Origin of the sequence: Massilia haematophila, from assembly GCF_042647645.1 — a bacterium.
GTDB lineage: Bacteria > Pseudomonadota > Gammaproteobacteria > Burkholderiales > Burkholderiaceae_D > Telluria > Telluria haematophila.
In genome coordinates this window covers 1,825,019-1,841,586 of the sequence record NZ_JBHRVV010000001.1, presented here as the reverse complement: position 1 = coordinate 1,841,586, position 16,568 = coordinate 1,825,019, and the positions used below count along the sequence as shown (strand labels likewise).

The window sequence follows — 16,568 nt, the reverse complement described above, 5'->3', positions numbered from 1 at the left end:
CGGCAAACAAGAATATGTATGTTGTCCAATGACTGACCCGTTGATTTAGCCAATGAATTCACAACCAGATCGTTTTGCCCTGCCGTTCATTCGCCGCAGCCTGATCGGCGCGGCCGTGCTGGCGCTGTGCGCCGGTCCTGCGCTCGCCGTCAATCCGTTCGTCGTCAAGGACATCCGGGTCGAAGGCATCCAGCGGACCGAGGCCGGCACCGTGTTCACCTATCTGCCGGTGCGCGTGGGCGAGACCTTCGATGACGAGAAGAGCATTGCCGCCATCAAGGCGCTGTACGCGACCGGCTTCTTCAAGGACATCCGCCTTGAAGAAGAAAACGGCGTGCTGATCGTGCTGGTCGAGGAACGCCCGGCGATCAACAACGTCGACTTCACCGGCGCCAAGGAATTCGAGAAGGACATGCTGGTCAAGGCCCTGGGCGAGATCGGCGTGGGCGAAGCCAAGATCTACGACAAGTCCGCGGTCGACCGCGCCGAACAGGAACTCAAGCGCCAGTACCTCTCGCACGGCATGTACGGCGTGAAGATCACCACCACCGTCACGCCGATCGAACGCAACCGCGTCAACGTCATGTTCAACGTCGACGAAGGCGAGGTCGCGCGCATCAAGCAGATCAACATCGTCGGCAACAAGGTCGTCTCGGACAAGCAGATCCGCGAGATCCTGCAGCTGTCGACGTCCGGCTGGTTCACCTGGTACTCGAAGGCCGACCAGTATTCCAAGACCAAGCTGACCGGCGACCTGGAAGCGATCAAGTCCTACTACCTGGACCGCGGCTACCTGGAGGCGAACGTCGAATCGACCCAGGTCGCGATCACCCCGGACAAGAAGGACATCTACCTCACCATCAACATCACCGAAGGCGAGAAGTACACCGTATCAAGCATCAAGATGGACGGCGAGATGTTCGGCCGCGAGGAAGAGCTGCGCCAGCTGATCCTGCTCCAGCCGGGCGAGACCTATTCGGGCGCCAAGCAGGAAGCCTCGATCAAGCTGATTTCCGCGCGCCTGGGCAACTTCGGCTATGCGTTCGCCAACGTCAACGCCGACCCGCAGCTCGACCGCGAGAAGCGCCAGGTGGCCTTCACCTTCGTGGTCGACCCGGGCAAGCGTGCCTACGTGCGTCACATGAACATCGCCGGCAACACCGTCACCCGCGACGAAGTGATCCGCCGCGAGTTCCGCCAGTTCGAAAGCTCCTGGTACGACGCCAGCAAGGTCAAGCTCTCGCGCGACCGCGTCGACCGCCTCAGCTACTTCAAGGACGTGAAGGTCGAGACTCCGGAGTCGCCCGGCACCACCGACCAGGTCGACGTCAACCTGACGGTCGAGGAGCGCCCGACCGGCAACTTCATGATCGGCGGCTCGTTCTCGCAGGCCGAGAAGTTCACCTTCACCGCCTCGATCCAGCAGGCCAACTTCGCCGGCAGCGGCAACACCGTCGGCCTCGACCTGAACACCTCGAAGTACAGCCGGACGATCGCGTTCTCGCAGACCAACCCGTACTTCACCGACGACGGCATCTCGCGCGCCTTCCAGCTCTACTACCGCACGACGCGTCCGCCGCTCTCGAACATCGGTTCGTACACGGTGCGCCAGACCGGCGGCAACCTGACCTTCGGCGTGCCGTTCTCGGAAACCGACACCGTCTACTTCGGCGCCGGCCTGGAGCGCACGACGCTGACCACCGACACCACCAGCCCGGCCCTGTACCGGCAGTTCGTGGCCCAGAACGGCGGCCCGAACGATCCGTCCGACGACCTGAACTATGGCGTGGGCACCGGCAAGAGCGTGTCGATTCCGCTGACCGTGGCCTGGGGCCGCGACAGCCGCGACAGCGCGCTGACCCCGAGCCAGGGCCGCTACCAGCGCGCCAACCTCGAGGTCGACGTGTTCGGCGACGCCAAGTACTTCCGCGCCGTCTATGAACACCAGTGGTACCGTCCGCTGACGAGCTGGATGACGCTGGCCGTGCGCGGCGAGTTCGACTACGGCAAGGGCATCGGCAAGGACGCCTACCCGGTCTTCAAGAACTTCTACGCCGGCGGCATCGGTTCGGTGCGCGGCTACGAGAGCTCGACCCTGGGCGTGGTCGATCCGGTCTATGGCGACGCCATCGGCGGCTCCAAGCGCGTGATCGGCAACCTCGAGCTGCAGTTCCCGTTCCCGGGCAGCAGCAAGGACCGCAGCCTGCGCTGGTTCACCTTCGCCGACGGCGGCCAGGTGTTCCAGGAGGACAACCCGATCCGCCTGAAGGAATTCCGTTATTCGGCAGGTATCGGCCTGTCCTGGATTTCGCCGGTCGGCCCGCTGCGCCTGTCGTTTGCGAAGCCGCTGAACGCGAAGCCGGGCGACCAGCTCGAGCGCTTCCAGTTCCAGATGGGGACGGGCTTCTGACATCCCCTGGAGCGTCACACTTTCACCGCGGAGAATCATGTTGAAAACTCTAAATGCCTTGCCCGGGACCTTGCTGCTGGCAGCCCTGTGCGCTGCTCCGCTGGCCCAGGCGCAAACGGCGCCGAGCCGCATCGGCTTCGTGTTCACCGAGCGCCTGATGACCGAGTCGAAGATGGCGAAGGCGGCCGACGCCAAGATCCAGGCCGAATTCTCCAAGCGCCAGAAGACGACCGAGGAGATGGTGGCGAAGTTCAAGCAGATGAGCGAGAAGTTCGACGCCGACGCCCCGCGCCTGACCGACATCGAGCGCACCCGCCGCGCGCGCGAACTGTTCGACATGGAAAAGGACGTGCAGCGTACGCAGCGCGAGTTCCAGGAAGACCTGTTCCAGCGCAAGAGCGAGGAGCGCGCCGCCATCGCCCAGAAGGCCTATAAACTGATCGAACAGATCGCCGAGCAGGAAAAGCTCGACGCCGTGCTGCAGGAAGCGGCTTGGTCGAGCCCCCGCATCGACATCACCGACAAGATCCTGAAACAGCTGGACAAGTAAGATTTTGGAACAAAAGAATATCCCCCGTGGCGTGCGCCTGGGCGACCTGGTCGAACGCTTCGGCGGCCAGCTGATCGGCAACCCCGACCTCGTCGTCTCCTCGATCGCGCCGCTCGACAGCGCCGACGCCAGCCAGATCAGCTTCCTCTCGAACAGCAAGTTGCGCGCCCTGGCGGCGCAAAGCGCGGCCGCGGCCCTGATCCTGTCGCCGCTGGACGACCCGTCGGTCGCCGCCACCTACGCCGGCAGCCGCATCGTCACCACCAACCCCTACGCCTATTTCGCGCGCGCGGCCCAGTACTTCGTGTCGCTCGAGGAACAGGCCCCGGCCCCGGGCATCCACCCGAGCGCCGTGGTCGATCCGAGCGCCGAAGTCGACGCCAGCGCCCACGTCGGACCGCACGTGACCATCGAAGCCGGCGCCGTCGTGAAAGCGGGCGCGGTGATCGAGCACGGCTGCTTCGTCGGCCGCGGGGCGGTGATCGGCGAGGACAGCCACCTGTTCGCCAACGTCACCTTCCACCGCGAGTGCATCATCGGCGCGCGCGGCATCGTCCATTCGGGCGCGGTGATCGGCGGCGACGGCTTCGGCTTCGCGGTGGAAAGCGGCGTCTACATCAAGATCCCGCAGACCGGACGCGTGGTGATCGGCAACGACGTCGACATCGGCTCGAACACCTCGATCGACCGCGGCGCCCTGGCCGACACCGTGATCGAGGACGGCGTCAAGCTCGACAACCAGATCCAGATCGGCCACAACTGCCACATCGGCGCCCACACGGCCATGGCCGGCTGCGTCGGCGTGGCCGGCAGCGCCAGGATCGGCAGCCGCTGCACCTTCGGCGGCGCCGCCATGGTGCTGGGCCACCTCGAGATCGCCGACAACGTGCACATCTCGTCGGGCTCGATGGTGTCGCGCTCGGTGCTCGAGCCGGGCCAGTACACGGGCTTCTATCCGCTCGCGAAGAACGCCGAATGGGAGAAATCGGCCGCGATCGTACGCAACCTCAACTCCATGCGCGAGAAGATCCGCACGCTGGAAAAAACAATCAAAAAGCTCTCGGAACAACATGACGACTAACACCGAAAAGATCACCCTCGACATCAACGGCATCAAGGAATACCTGCCGCACCGCTACCCGCTGCTGCTGGTCGACCGCGTGCTCGACGTCGAGCTGGGCAAGCGCATCACCGCCATCAAGAACGTCACCGCCAACGAGGAATTCTTCAACGGCCACTTCCCGCACAAGCCGGTGATGCCGGGCGTCCTGATGATCGAGGCGATGGCCCAGACCGCGGCGATCCTGTCGTTCATGACCATGAACGTCAAGCCCGACGAGAATTCGGTGGTCTATTTCGTCGGCATCGACAACGCGCGCTTCAAGCGTCCGGTCGAGCCGGGCGACCAGCTGAAGATGGAAGTCGAGATCCTGCGCGTGGCGCGCGGCATCTGGAAATACAAGGCAGTGGCCAGCGTCGACGGCAAGGTCGCCGTCGAGGGCGAACTGATGTGCACCATTCGCGGCGCCGCCGAGGCGACGATGAAAGGTTCGCAAGGAACGGAGCAGTAATGAGCAAGATTCATCCTACCGCAATCGTCGATCCGCAGGCCGAGCTGGACAGCTCGGTCGAGGTCGGCCCGTATTCGATCATCGGTCCCAACGTGCGCATCGGCGCGCGCACCGTGGTCGGGCCGCACGTGGTCATCGAAGGCCACACGACGATCGGCGAGGACAACAAGTTCTTCCAGTTCTGCTCGATCGGCGCCGCGCCGCAGGACAAGAAGTGGAAGGGCGAACCGACCCGGCTGGAAGTCGGCAACGGCAATACCGTCCGCGAGTTCGTCACCTTCAACCTGGGCACGGCGCAGGACGAAGGCGTGACCCGCCTGGGCGACGACAACTGGATCTCGGCCTACGTCCACCTGGCGCACGACTGCCAGGTCGGCAGCCACACGATCTTCTCGAACAATGCGCAGCTGGCCGGCCACGTGCACGTGGGCGACTACGCCATCCTCTCCGGCTACGCCGGCGTGCACCAGTTCTGCAAGATCGGCGCCCACGCCTTCATCGGCATGTACACCAGCCTGACCCAGGACGTGCCGCCCTTCGTCATGGTCTCCGGTAACCCGGCGGCCGCGCGCGGCGTCAACATCGAAGGCCTGAAGCGCCGCGGTTTCACGCGCGCCCAGATCGACGGCATCCGCGCCGCCTACAAGCACCTGTACCGCTCGGGCCTGACGCTGGAAGAAGCGAAAGCGGCGCTCGAGCAGGAAGAGGGTGCCTCGCCCGAGGCAGCGGCAGACGTCAAGGCGGTGCTCGACTTCCTCGGCACCATCACCCGTGGCATCGTCCGCTGACATCTCGTTAGCCCTGGTCGCCGGCGAGGTGTCCGGCGACATGCTCGCCGCACGCCTGATGGCAGGATTGCGCCCGGTCCTGCCGAACGCCCGCTTCCACGGCATCGGCGGCCCGCGCATGATCGAGCAGGGACTCGTCTCGGACGTGCCCATCGAAACCCTGACCGTGCGCGGCCTGTTCGAGATCATCCCGCGCTACCGCGAGATCAAGGGCATCCAGAACCGCCTGCGGGATCGCTTATTGGAAGAAAAGCCGGCCGCCTTCATCGGCGCCGACTACCCCGGGTTCAACCTCGGGCTGGAGGAGCAGCTGCGCGCCGGCGGCATCCCGACCGTGCATTTCGTCGGCCCGCAGATCTGGGCCTGGCGCGGCGGCCGGATCAAGAAGATCCAGCGCGCGGTCTCGCACATGCTGGTGATCTTCCCCTTCGAGGAGCAGATCTACCGCGACGCCGGCGTGCCGGTGACCTACATCGGCCATCCGCTGGCGGAGACCATCCCGATGATCCCGGACGTGGCCGGCGCCCGAGCGAAGCTCGGCCTGGCTGCCGATGCGCGCGTGGTGACGGTGATGCCGGGCAGCCGCATGGGCGAGCTGAAATACCTGGCCGAGACCTTTGTCCGCACGGCCGGCCTGCTTGCAAAACGCGATCCGGCCCTGACATTCGTGGTGCCGATGGCAGGCGACAAACAGCGCGCCTACTTCAACGAGATCGTCGCCAGGGCCGGCCTCCAGGATGTGCCGCTGACGCTCATCGACGGCCAGTCGCACGCCGCGATCGCCGCCGCCGACGCCGTGCTGGTGGCTTCGGGCACGGCGACGCTGGAAGTGGCCCTGCACAAGAAGCCGATGGTGATCGCGTACAAGGTGATGCGGGCGTCCTGGGAAATCATGCGCCACATGGGCTATTTGCCCTGGATCGGGCTGCCGAACATCCTGGCGCGCGAATTCCTGGTGCCGGAATACCTGCAGCACGCGGCCACCCCGGAAGCGCTGGCCGGCGCGGTCTGGCAGCAGCTGAACGACACCGCCCTGCGCGACCGCCTGGCGGGGCGTTTCATGGACATGCATCACAGCCTGCTGCGCAACAGCGCGCAGGAGAGCGCGCAGGCAGTCCTGCGCGTCATAGAATCGGACAAATGAGCAAGAAGCGTATCAATTTCTATCCCGGCCTGCCGCCCAGGCTGCGGCCGTTTACCGACCTCGACATCGTCTGCGGCGTCGACGAGGCCGGCCGCGGCCCGCTGGCCGGGCCGGTGTTCGCGGCCGCCGTCATCCTCGACCCGAAGCGCCCGATCGAGGGCCTGCGCGATTCGAAGAAGCTGACCGAGGCGCGGCGCGATGAACTGGCCCCGCAGATCAAGGAGAACGCGATCGCCTGGGCCATCGCCGAATGCTCCTGCGAAGAGATCGACAGCCTGAACATCCTGCACGCGACCATGCTGGCGATGCGCCGCGCGGTGGAAGCGCTGCGGACCGTGCCGACCATCGCCCTGATCGACGGCAACCGCTGCCCGCCGATGGACATCCGCGCCCACGCCATCGTCGAAGGCGACGACAAGTGCCACGCGATCTCGGCGGCGTCGATCCTGGCCAAGACCGCGCGCGACGCGCTGCTGGTGCGCCTGCACGCGCAGTACCCGGAATACTGCTTCGACCAGCACAAGGGCTATTCGACGCCGCTGCACCTGGAGCGCCTGCGCCTGCATGGCCCGTCGCCGGTGCACCGCCGCTCGTTCGCGCCGGTGCGCAACCTGCTGCAGGTCGACCTGTTCGGCGCCGCCGACATTGCGCATGAGGCGGCGCCGGCATGAAGAGCATCACCTCGCGCGACAATCCCTTCTACAAGGACCTGGTCAAGCTCGCCACCAGCTCGCAGGCGCGGCGCAAGGCCGGCCGTACCCTGCTCGACGGCGTGCACCTGTGCCAGTCCTGGCTCGACCTGCGCGGCGCGCCGGCGCATTGCGTGGTCTCGGACGAGGCCCTGCACAACCCGGAAGTGGCCGACATCGTCGCCCGCCTGGAGGGCATGCACGTCCACGTGACGGCGCTGCCCGATGCGCTGTTCAAGGCGCTCAGCCAGGTCGAGCACGGCGTCAACCTGCTGTTCCTGGTCGAAACCCCGCAACCGGCCGCGCCCGCCGCGATGACGGTGTCCGCCGTGCTGCTCGACGGCGTGCAGGACCCGGGCAACGCCGGTTCCATCCTCAGGAGCGCCGCCGCGGCCGGCATCACCCAGGTCTTCTGCAGCCCCGGCACGGCCTTCTGCTGGTCGCCCAAGGTGCTGCGCGCCGCGATGGGGGCCCACTTCGTGCTCGAGATCTTCGAGAACGTCGACCTGGCCGCGCTGGTCAGGGCCTCGAAGATCGCCGTGCTCGCCATGAGCGGGTATGCCGAGCAGCGCCTGTACGAGGTCGACCTGCGCCAGCCGGTCGGCTGGCTGCTGGGCCACGAAGGGCAGGGCGTCGGCGACGAGCTGATGGGGCTGGCCTCGCACCAGGTCGTGATCCCGCACGCGGGCCAGGTCGAGTCGCTGAACGTGGCGGCGGCGGCGGCGGTGTGCTTTTTCGAGCAGCTGCGCCAGCGCCAGGCATGGACGGCAGCGCTGCCTCTAGGGTAATCTCGTCCCGGAATCAACTTAAACATCACGCCGTGGAGTAGGGATGGACATCGCGCATTTGCACTTTCTGGTGGCCGAGGCCGACAAGGGCCAGCGCGCCGCCATGGCCGAGATGCTGGGCCGGCTGGGCGCGACCCGCATCACCGAGGTGCCCGACGGCCACATGGCCTTGCGCACCTTCCAGGCCGGCTTCACGCCGCGCGTGCACATCGCGATCATCGACCTGGACCTGCCGGGCATGGACGGCCTGGAGCTGATCCGCAACCTGGCCACGCTCGAATCCGACGTCAAGCTGATCGTCACCGGCGCCCAGCCGGCGAACCTGCTGTTCTCGGTCGAGACCCTGGCCCAGGTCTACGGCATCGACCTGCTCGGCAGCGCCGCCAAGCCGGTCGCCGCCGCCAGGCTCAAGCCGCTGATCGACAACTACCTGCCGCCGGCCCCGCCCGGCGCGGGCGGGGAGACGCCGCGTTTTTCCTTCTCCGACATCGGCCTGGGCCTGCAGAAGCGCCAGTTCGAACCCTTCTTCCAGCCGAAGATCGAGCTGGCCACCGGCCAGGTGAAAGGCCTGGAAGTGTTCGCGCGCTGGCGCCACCCCGAGCACGGCCTCCTCAGCCCCGCCGCCTTTATCGATGCGCTCGAACAGAACAACCGCGTCGACTTCCTCGACTGGAGCATGATCGAGATGTCGGTCGAACGCTGCCGCTGGTTCCACGACCAGGGCACGCCGATCTCGATCTCGATCAACCTGGCGCCCGAGACCCTGGCCCACCCGGCTTTTATCCGCCAGATCACGGCCTGCCTCGGCCGCCATACGGTGCTGCCCGACTACATCACCTTCGAGATGCCCGAGTCCTCGGTGCTGAACACCGATCCCCATTTCATCGAGCGCCTGGTGCGCCTGCGCATGATGGGCTTCGGCCTGGCGATCGACGACTACGGCACCGGCCGCTCGAACCTGCAGCTGCTGGCGCGCATCCCGTTCTCGGAACTGAAGATCGACCGCAGTTTCGTCGACGGCGCCTCGAAGCGGCGCCCGCTCGGCACCGTGCTGCGCTCCTGCCTGGGCCTGGCGCACAGCCTGGACCGCATGTCGGTGGCGGTCGGCGTCGAAACGCGCCAGGACTGGGACTTCCTGCAGGGCCTGGGCTGCACCTATGCCCAGGGCTACCACATCGCCAATCCGATGGAGGCGGGCGCCTTCCCGGGCTGGCTGGAGGAGTGGCGGCACTTCTTCTGAGCGCCTTCGCGCGCCGCGCCTGGCGCCTGCGGAATCGTAGGGTGGGCGCCCCGTGCCCACCGGGGCGGCAGGCATATGGCACACTGGTTCCATCTCTCGGGGGGCAAGATGAACATTCGATTACGCTGCCGCTGCGGCAAACTGCAGGGCGAACTGGACACCGCGGCCGTGGCCGCGCGCGCGAAGTGCTATTGCACCGACTGCCGCGCCTTTGCCCGCTTCCTCGGCAACGAGATCACACTCCTCGACGGCGCCGGTGGCACCGAGGTCGCGGCGGCGCTGCCGAGCGGCGTGCGCTTCAGCCAGGGCCTGGACCAGCTTGCCTGCATGTCGCTCAGCCCGAAGGGCTTGTACCGCTGGTATGCGCGCTGCTGCCGCACGCCGATCGGCAACACGCCGCGCGATCCGAAGTTGCCTTACGTCGGCGTGATCCGCGCCTGCCTGGCCGCATCGCCCGCCGAGCTCGACGCCGCGCTGGGCTCTTCCCACATTGCGACCAATACCCGCACCGCCTACCGCAGAGTGGCGGCGACGCCGGTGGCGACCGCGCTGGCGGCGGCCAGGATAGGCGGGAAGATCGTCAAGGCGCGCCTGACGGGAAGCTGGAAGGACAATCCCTTCTTCGTTCCCGGCAGCGCCACCCCGGTGCGCCAGCCCGAGGTCATCTCCGCCGAGCGGCGCGCGCAACTGAGCTGAATTCGGCTGAAGGAGGCCGCTCAGGCGGCGGCATCCTCCTCGCGGTCGACGTGGCTGGCTTTGCCGCCGCCAGCCGCGCGCCGCAGCACTACCGGCACCGACTTGTACGACGGCGTGCCGCTGCGCCGGTCGAAGTTGGCCAGCGCGACCAGGGCGTTCGCTTCCGGATAGTAGGCGGCGACCGAGCCGCGCGCGATGTCGAAGGCGACGGCGACGAAGTTGCGCACGATGCGCGGTTCGCTGGCGTTGTCGTGCGCCGCCACCGCCTCGATGTCGACCAGGTCGCCATGCTCGAGGCCACGCTCGGCCAGGTCGGCCGCGTTCGCGAAGATCACGTCGCGCCGGCCGGTGATGCCGCGGTAGCGGTCGTTCTTTCCGTAGATCGTGGTGTTGTACTGGTCGTGGCTGCGCACCGTGGCCAGCACCAGCACGTCGCGTGCGTCCGGCCGCGCCAGCGGACGCTCGTCCTGGCTGTCGAAGACGATGAAGTGGGCCTTGCCAGAGGGCGTGCGCCATTCGCGGCGCGCGGCCGGGCTGTCGAGGCGAAAGCCGCGCGGTACGCGCACCCGTTCGTTGTAGTCGTCGAAGTCGGGGAACACGGCCTCGATCGCGTTGCGAATGCGGTTGTAGTCGGCGATGAAGGCATCCCAGTCAATCTTCGAGTCGGGCAGGGTCGCCTTTGCGATCCCGGCGACGATGGCCGGCTCGGATTTCAACAGCGGGGACGCCGGCTGCAGCGTGCCGCGCGAAGCGTGCACCATCGACATCGAGTCTTCCACCGTCACCGACTGCGGCCCGCCGGCCTGGACGTCGAGCTCGGTGCGGCCGAGGCAGGGCAGCAGCAAGGTGTTCTTGCAGACCATCAGGTGCGAGCGGTTCAGTTTGGTGGCGATGTGCACCGACAGATCCAGCCTGCGCATCGCCTCGAAGCAGACCTGCGGGTCGGGCATCGCCAGCGGCAGGTTGCCGCCGAGGCAGACCAGCGCCCTGGCGCGGCCCGCGTGCATGGCCTCGATGGCCTCGACCGCGCCATGGCCCTTGTCGCGCGGGGCCTTGATGCCGAACACCCGCTCGAGCGCATTGAGGAAACCCTGGCTCGGGATCTCGGTGATGCCGACCGTGCGGTCGCCCTGGACGTTCGAATGGCCGCGCAGCGGGCAGATGCCGGCGCCCTCGCGCCCGATATTCCCGCGCAGGAGCAGCAGGTTCATCAACTGCTGGACGTTGCCGGTGCCGTGTCGGTGCTGGGTGATGCCCATGCCGTAGCAGACGATGACGCGTTTCGCCTTCGCATAGATGCCGGCCGCTTCCTCGAGGCTGGCGCGCGACAGGCCGGCGACCTGCTCGATCTCTTCCCACGAGGTGGCGTCGAGGTCGGCCACCAGTTCCGCGAAGCCGAGGGTGTGTTCGTCGATGAAGTCGCGGTCGAGCAGGCCGCCTGCTCCTCCCGCGCGCAGCGCGGCGTCCATCGCCAGCAGGGCCTTCATCATGCCTTTGAGCGCCGCGGCGTCGCCGCCGATCTTCAACTGGTAATAGTGGGACGCGATCGGCACCGCCTTCCCGACCGTCATCTCGAGCGCATGCTGGGGCGACTTGAAGCGCTCCAGGCTGCGTTCCTTGAGCGGATTGAAGACTACGATCGGCGCGCCGCGCAGCGAGGCGGCGCGCAGCGTGCCCAGCATGCGCGGGTGGTTCGTGCCCGGATTGTGGCCGAACGAGAAGATGGCGTCGCAGTGGTCGAAGTCTTCCAGCGTGACGGTGCCCTTGCCGACCCCGATCGCCTGCGGCAGGCCGACGCTGGTCGCCTCGTGGCACATGTTCGAGCAGTCGGGGAAGTTGTTGGTGCCGTATTCGCGCACGAACAGCTGGTAGAGGAAGGCCGCTTCGTTCGACGCGCGTCCGGAAGCATAGAACTCGGCCATGTTCGGGTCGGGCAGGGCGCGCAGCCCGGCGCCGATGCGGCGGAAGGCTTCGTCCCAGGACACCGGCTCGTAGTGGTCGGTGTCCGGGTTGTAGGCCATCGGGTGGGTCAGGCGGCCTTCCCATTCGAGCTGGAAATCGTCGCGCCCCCACAGTTCGCTGACGCTGTGCTTCGCGAAGAACTCGGGCGTGACGCGCTTGTTGGTCGCTTCCCAGGACACGGCCTTGGCGCCGTTCTCGCAGAACTCGAAGGACGAGCCCTCGCGCGGATCGGGCCAGGCGCAGCCGGGGCAATCGAAGCCCTCGGGCTGGTTCACCTGCATCAGGATGGTCGTGCGCCGCGTCGACATCTCGCCGCGCAGCGCCTTGGCGACCGCCTGCAAGGCGCCCCAGCCACCGGCCGGGCCGCCGTATTCCCCGATTCCCGGTACATCCTTTTTCGACATGGTTCCTCCTGAAACGACAAAGGACGATTCTAGGACGATCGGCGATTTTTCAGTGCACTGAAGACTCAGGGAAACATTTGGCCGGCTAGAGTTCGATGACCAGCTCCGGCCGGAAGCCTTCCTGCTCCCCCTTGCTCAGGTAGCCGAGCGGATTGGCGACCACGCGGCAGGACCAGGGCCGGCCGTTCTCGACGCCGCTGACGGTGTAGTCGTTCATGCAGTGCAGGTGGCCGTGCATCCAGACGTCGGCCAAGGGGAACAGGGCCTCCATCGCATTGCAGAAGCCCGCGGTGCCGGCGGCCAGGCCGTAGCGCGGGTCGGCGCTTTGCAGGCTGGGGGCGAAATGGGTGACGGCAACCGTCGTGCCGTCGAAGGGGACGGCGAGCGCCGCGCGCAGCCAGGCCTGGCAGTCGAGCGAGAGCGTGCGCATGTCCTCGGCCAGCATCGGCACGCCGTCGCGCAGCGTCGTGTTCTTGCTCAGATAGTAATTGGCCGCGCGGAAGGCCTTGCCGCGCAGTTGCAGCTGGCGCGTCAGATCGGTCTCGCGGCAGGCCAGGGCGTCGAAGTCGCTCCACAGCGTGGTGCCGATGAAGCGTACCCCATCGATAACGATGGTCTCGCGGTCCAGCCACTCGATGCCGAGTTCGGCGCAGAGCGCGCGCAGGCGGGCGTTGGTCGCGTCGAACTCGAGGCCGTCGTATTCGTGGTTGCCGGGAACGAACAGGACGCGCGCCGGGCTGGCGCCGGGACGCAGGGGAGAAAAACGTCCCAGGCCGAAATCCATGCCGTCCAGGCGCGAGCCCGGCTGGTAGGAGCCGATGTCGCCGGCCAGCACCACGACGTCGGTGTCGGGAGCGATCAGGGGCTGGAAGGCCGGGTAACGTTCGAGGTGAAGGTCCGAGAAAAGCTGTATGCGCATAGCCGGGCAGTATAAAGCCAAGTGCGCGGCGCCGGCGCGCCTGGCTTGAACCGCTATCGTCCGCCCGGCCTTCCGCCAAATCGCCCGCCTCGGTGCGGCGGCGTACAGAACGGGACGCAAGTGGCGTTTACGGTACATGCTCCATTGCAAGGGAGACCGTCATGAGCGACGAAACGAAGGAACTGCGGATCGAGAAACCCACCATGCCGGCGGGCGGCTGGGCCTCGGTGGCCGAAGTGAGCAAGGTCCTGCTCGACCAGCGCGTCGTGCTCAAGGACAGCGCCCTGCTGATGAAGCAGAACAAGCCCGACGGTTTCGCCTGCGTCAGCTGCGCCTGGGCCAAGCCGGCCAACCCCCATCCATTCGAGTTCTGCGAAAGCGGCGCCAAGGCGACCGCCTGGGAAACCACGAGCAAGGCGATCGGCGCCGACTTCTTCGAGCGCCACACGGTGACCGAACTGGAAGCCTGGTCCGACCATGCACTGGAAGAGCAGGGCCGCCTGACGGTGCCGCTGCGCTGGGACCCGGCGAGCGACCGCTACCGCGAGGTGAGCTGGGACACGGCCTTTGCCGAGATCGGCGCGGCGCTGCGCGGGTTCGAGCGCGAACAGGTGGTGTTCTACGCCTCCGGCCGCGCTTCGCTCGAGACCTCCTACATGTACCAGCTGCTGGCCCGCATGTACGGCAACAACAACCTGCCGGACAGCTCGAACATGTGCCACGAGAGCACCTCGGTCGCGCTGCAGAAGACCCTCGGCGTCGGCGTCGGCACCGTGGTGCTCCAGGATTTCGAGCAGACCGACTGCATCCTCTTCTTCGGCCAGAACGTCGGCGTGAACAGCCCGCGCATGCTGCACCAGCTGAAGGATGCGCGCCGGCGCGGCGTGCCGATCGTCACCTTCAATCCCTTGCGCGAGCGCGGCCTGGTCGCCTTCACCAATCCGCAGTCGCCGCTCGAGATGCTGACCGGGCACGAGACCACGATCAGCACCCAGTACCACCAGGTGCGTCCCGGCGGCGACACCGCCGCCATCATGGGCATCTGCAAGGCGCTGCTGGCGCTGGACGACGCGGCGCTCGCAGGCGGCGAACAGCGCGTGCTCGACGTCGAGTTCATCGCCGAGCACACGCATGGCTTCGCGCAGTTCGAGGACGCCTTGCGCCGCTGCGAGTGGACGGCGATCGAGCGCGAATCGGGCCTGGCGCGCGCGGCGCTGGAAAGCGCGGCCCAGGTCTATGCGCGCTCGAGCGCGGTGCTGGGCGTGTACGGCATGGGGCTGACCCAGCACGAGAACGGCGTGCAGAACGTGGCGATGCTGGTCAATTTGCTGCTCATGCGCGGCAACATCGGCAAGCCCGGCGCCGGCATCTGCCCGGTACGCGGGCATTCGAACGTGCAGGGCCAGCGCACCGTCGGCATCACCGAAAAGCCGGAGCTGGCGCCGCTCGACAAGCTGAAGGAGCAGTACGGCTTCGAGCCGCCGCGCAAGACCGGCATGAACACGGTCGAAGCCTGCGAGGCGATCCTGGCGCGCAAGGTCCAGGCCTTCGTCGGCCTGGGCGGGAACTTCGTGCGCGCCGTGCCCGAGACCGTGCTGATGGAAGCGGCCTGGCGCGAACTGCCGCTGACCGTGCAGATCGCCACCAAGCTCAATCGCAACCACGTCATCCACGGCCGGCAATCGTATGTCCTGCCTTGCCTGGGCCGCATCGAGATCGACCGCCAGGCGGCCGGGCCGCAGGACGTGACGGTCGAGGACAGCACCGCCTGCATGCACGGCTCGCGCGGCATGACCGAGCCGGTGGCAAGCACGCTGCTGTCGGAGCCGGCCATCGTCGCCGGCATCGCCAAGGCCACGCTGGACCCGAACCCGAAGGTCGACTGGGACGCCTGGGTCGCCGACTATGGCCGCGTGCGCGACGCCATCGAGGAAACCTGGCCGGATGTCTTCAAGGATTTCAATGCGCGCATGTGGACGCCGGGCGGCTTTCGCAAGCCGGTCGGCGCCGCGCACCGGGTGTTCGAGACCGAGAGCGGGCGCGCCCAGTTCACCGTGCCCGAGCAACTGCAGGGCGACCCGGCGATGGACGCCGCGCCGCCCGAGCTGCGTCTATTCACGATCCGCAGCGACGGCCAGTTCAACACGACGATCTATCACCTCGACGACCGCTTCCGCGGCGTGTTCGGCAGCCGCATGGTGCTGTTCATGGCAGCATCCGACATGGCGCGCCACGGGCTGGCCCAGGGCGACCTGGTGGCGCTGCGCTGCGCGGCCGAGGATGGCGTCGCGCGCCGCGTTGATGGCCTGGCGGTGGTGCCCTACGATCTGCCGCAGGGCTGCGTGGCCGGCTATTACCCGGAGCTCAATCCCTTGATTCCGCTGTGGCACCATGCGAAGGAGAGCAAGGTGCCGGCGGCGAAGTCGATCGATGTGCTGCTGGAGCGCAGCGCCGCTCCCATGGGATAGCCCGGGAGCAGGGGCCGAGTGCCCGTCAATACTCGCGCCGGTCCGGCTTGATCTCCTGCAGGATCGTGGTCGCGATCTCCTCGATCGACTTGGTGGTCGAGGACAGCCAGCGGATGCCCTCGCGTTTCATCAGCTGTTCCGCTTCGTTGACTTCGTAGCGGCAATTCTCGATCGAGGCGTATTTACTGCCGGCGCGGCGCTCGTTGCGGATCTCGGTCAGGCGTTCGGGCGTGATGGTCAGGCCGAACAGCTTGTGCTTGAACGGCGGCAGCGAGGAGGGCAGCTTGCCGCGCTCGAAGTCGTCGGGAATCAGCGGGTAATTGGCGGCCTTGATCCCGTACTGCATCGCAAGATACAGCGAGGTCGGGGTCTTGCCCGAACGCGAGACGCCGACCAGGATGACGTCGGCCTCGGCCAGGTTCTTGTGCGACTGGCCGTCGTCGTGGGCCAGCGAGAAATTGATGGCCTCGATGCGGTTCTTGTATTCCTCGGAATCCACGACGTTGTGGATGCGGCCGATAGTGTGCGTCGACTTGACGCCGAGTTCCATTTCCAGCGGCGCCACGAAGGTCTGGAACAAATCCATGTGCATGCCGTTCGAGGCCCGGATCACGCCCGACAGGTCGTGCTTCACCAGGGTCGAGAACACGATCGGGCGCTGGTTGTCGAGCGCATACACTTCATTGATGCGCCGCGCCGCGTCGCGCGCCTTGTCGAGCGTGTCGATGAAGGGAATGCGGATCTGGCGGAAGCGCATTTCGAACTGGCTCAGCACCGCGTGGCCGAAGGTTTCGGCGGTGATGCCGGTGCCGTCGGACACGAAAAACACGGTGCGCGTCGGGGCGGGAAGAGGGGGGCGGCTCTCTGCGGTCATGATGGTTTTTTTCGTAAATGCTGACAAGAATGCAGGATTGTGCGCTGTGAATCGGGGTCGCACGC

The 16,568-nt window shown here is 66.8% G+C and carries 14 protein-coding genes; 11 read left to right on the top strand and 3 right to left on the bottom strand.

What is annotated here, in order from left to right; translation table 11 throughout:
• Positions 1-52 precede the first annotated feature (52 nt).
• The 10 genes from bamA (at position 53) to ACFOPH_RS08190 (ending at position 9,876) form a co-directional block, all read left to right on the top strand.
• On the top strand, positions 53-2,410 hold the full coding sequence (gene bamA, locus ACFOPH_RS08235; protein WP_379734693.1) for an outer membrane protein assembly factor BamA: 2,358 nt from the start codon (positions 53-55) through the stop codon (positions 2,408-2,410).
• Positions 2,411-2,447: 37 nt separating this feature from the next.
• Positions 2,448-2,960: an OmpH family outer membrane protein gene (locus tag ACFOPH_RS08230; RefSeq protein ID WP_312549622.1), complete on the top strand. Its 513-nt coding sequence runs from the start codon at positions 2,448-2,450 to the stop codon at positions 2,958-2,960.
• A 4-nt stretch (positions 2,961-2,964) separates the two neighbouring features.
• A complete protein-coding gene (gene lpxD / locus ACFOPH_RS08225) occupies positions 2,965-4,041 on the top strand; it encodes a UDP-3-O-(3-hydroxymyristoyl)glucosamine N-acyltransferase (RefSeq protein WP_379734691.1) in 1,077 nt (358 codons plus the stop codon).
• Positions 4,031-4,531 carry a 3-hydroxyacyl-ACP dehydratase FabZ gene (gene fabZ / locus ACFOPH_RS08220; protein WP_379734689.1) on the top strand — a complete coding sequence of 167 codons (501 nt, stop codon included), beginning with the start codon at positions 4,031-4,033 and terminating at the stop codon, positions 4,529-4,531. Before lpxD ends, fabZ begins: the two co-directional genes overlap by 11 nt.
• Complete coding sequence (gene lpxA, locus ACFOPH_RS08215) at positions 4,531-5,319, top strand: acyl-ACP--UDP-N-acetylglucosamine O-acyltransferase (protein ID WP_379734687.1); 789 nt, start codon at positions 4,531-4,533, stop codon at positions 5,317-5,319. The genes fabZ and lpxA overlap by 1 nt, the downstream gene beginning before the upstream one ends.
• Positions 5,303-6,463, top strand: coding sequence for a lipid-A-disaccharide synthase (gene lpxB, locus ACFOPH_RS08210; RefSeq protein ID WP_379734685.1), 1,161 nt, complete (start codon positions 5,303-5,305; stop codon positions 6,461-6,463). The genes lpxA and lpxB overlap by 17 nt, the downstream gene beginning before the upstream one ends.
• Positions 6,460-7,134 carry a ribonuclease HII gene (gene rnhB / locus ACFOPH_RS08205; RefSeq protein ID WP_312549614.1) on the top strand — a complete coding sequence of 225 codons (675 nt, stop codon included), beginning with the start codon at positions 6,460-6,462 and terminating at the stop codon, positions 7,132-7,134. Before lpxB ends, rnhB begins: the two co-directional genes overlap by 4 nt.
• Positions 7,131-7,940, top strand: coding sequence for a TrmH family RNA methyltransferase (locus tag ACFOPH_RS08200; protein WP_312549613.1), 810 nt, complete (start codon positions 7,131-7,133; stop codon positions 7,938-7,940). The genes rnhB and ACFOPH_RS08200 overlap by 4 nt, the downstream gene beginning before the upstream one ends.
• A gap of 43 nt (positions 7,941-7,983) precedes the next feature.
• Positions 7,984-9,180 carry an EAL domain-containing response regulator gene (locus ACFOPH_RS08195; protein ID WP_379734682.1) on the top strand — a complete coding sequence of 399 codons (1,197 nt, stop codon included), beginning with the start codon at positions 7,984-7,986 and terminating at the stop codon, positions 9,178-9,180.
• Positions 9,181-9,288: 108 nt separating this feature from the next.
• The gene (locus tag ACFOPH_RS08190) at positions 9,289-9,876 is read left to right on the top strand and encodes a DUF6151 family protein (RefSeq protein WP_312549611.1); all 588 of its coding nucleotides are present in this window, start codon (positions 9,289-9,291) and stop codon (positions 9,874-9,876) included.
• A gap of 20 nt (positions 9,877-9,896) precedes the next feature.
• On the opposite strand, the gene ACFOPH_RS08185 is transcribed toward ACFOPH_RS08190, so the two are convergent.
• On the bottom strand, positions 9,897-12,242 hold the full coding sequence (locus tag ACFOPH_RS08185) for an FdhF/YdeP family oxidoreductase (protein ID WP_312549609.1): 2,346 nt from the start codon (positions 12,240-12,242) through the stop codon (positions 9,897-9,899).
• Between the two features lie 85 nt (positions 12,243-12,327).
• The gene (locus ACFOPH_RS08180) at positions 12,328-13,161 is read right to left on the bottom strand and encodes a metallophosphoesterase (protein WP_312549608.1); all 834 of its coding nucleotides are present in this window, start codon (positions 13,159-13,161) and stop codon (positions 12,328-12,330) included.
• Positions 13,162-13,322: 161 nt separating this feature from the next.
• Between ACFOPH_RS08180 and ACFOPH_RS08175 the strand changes: the two genes are divergently transcribed.
• Positions 13,323-15,629, top strand: coding sequence for an FdhF/YdeP family oxidoreductase (locus tag ACFOPH_RS08175; protein ID WP_379734680.1), 2,307 nt, complete (start codon positions 13,323-13,325; stop codon positions 15,627-15,629).
• A gap of 25 nt (positions 15,630-15,654) precedes the next feature.
• Here ACFOPH_RS08175 and ppsR read toward each other — a convergent pair whose 3' ends face one another.
• On the bottom strand, positions 15,655-16,503 hold the full coding sequence (gene ppsR / locus ACFOPH_RS08170) for a posphoenolpyruvate synthetase regulatory kinase/phosphorylase PpsR (protein ID WP_312549606.1): 849 nt from the start codon (positions 16,501-16,503) through the stop codon (positions 15,655-15,657).
• Between the last annotated feature and the right edge of the window lie 65 nt (positions 16,504-16,568).

What these genes read in the sequence shown, in the direction of transcription:
- ACFOPH_RS08230 (WP_312549622.1), top strand. Translation starts at nt 2,448, where the DNA reads ATGTTGAAAACTCTAAATGCCTTGCCCGGGACCTTGCTGCTGGCAGCC.
- lpxA (WP_379734687.1), top strand. Translation starts at nt 4,531, where the DNA reads ATGAGCAAGATTCATCCTACCGCAATCGTCGATCCGCAGGCCGAGCTG.
- ACFOPH_RS08180 (WP_312549608.1), bottom strand. Translation starts at nt 13,161, where the DNA reads ATGCGCATACAGCTTTTCTCGGACCTTCACCTCGAACGTTACCCGGCC.
- ACFOPH_RS08175 (WP_379734680.1), top strand. Translation starts at nt 13,323, where the DNA reads ATGAGCGACGAAACGAAGGAACTGCGGATCGAGAAACCCACCATGCCG.
- ACFOPH_RS08200 (WP_312549613.1), top strand. Translation starts at nt 7,131, where the DNA reads ATGAAGAGCATCACCTCGCGCGACAATCCCTTCTACAAGGACCTGGTC.
- rnhB (WP_312549614.1), top strand. Translation starts at nt 6,460, where the DNA reads ATGAGCAAGAAGCGTATCAATTTCTATCCCGGCCTGCCGCCCAGGCTG.
- ACFOPH_RS08190 (WP_312549611.1), top strand. Translation starts at nt 9,289, where the DNA reads ATGAACATTCGATTACGCTGCCGCTGCGGCAAACTGCAGGGCGAACTG.
- bamA (WP_379734693.1), top strand. Translation starts at nt 53, where the DNA reads ATGAATTCACAACCAGATCGTTTTGCCCTGCCGTTCATTCGCCGCAGC.
- ACFOPH_RS08195 (WP_379734682.1), top strand. Translation starts at nt 7,984, where the DNA reads ATGGACATCGCGCATTTGCACTTTCTGGTGGCCGAGGCCGACAAGGGC.
- fabZ (WP_379734689.1), top strand. Translation starts at nt 4,031, where the DNA reads ATGACGACTAACACCGAAAAGATCACCCTCGACATCAACGGCATCAAG.
- ppsR (WP_312549606.1), bottom strand. Translation starts at nt 16,503, where the DNA reads ATGACCGCAGAGAGCCGCCCCCCTCTTCCCGCCCCGACGCGCACCGTG.
- ACFOPH_RS08185 (WP_312549609.1), bottom strand. Translation starts at nt 12,242, where the DNA reads ATGTCGAAAAAGGATGTACCGGGAATCGGGGAATACGGCGGCCCGGCC.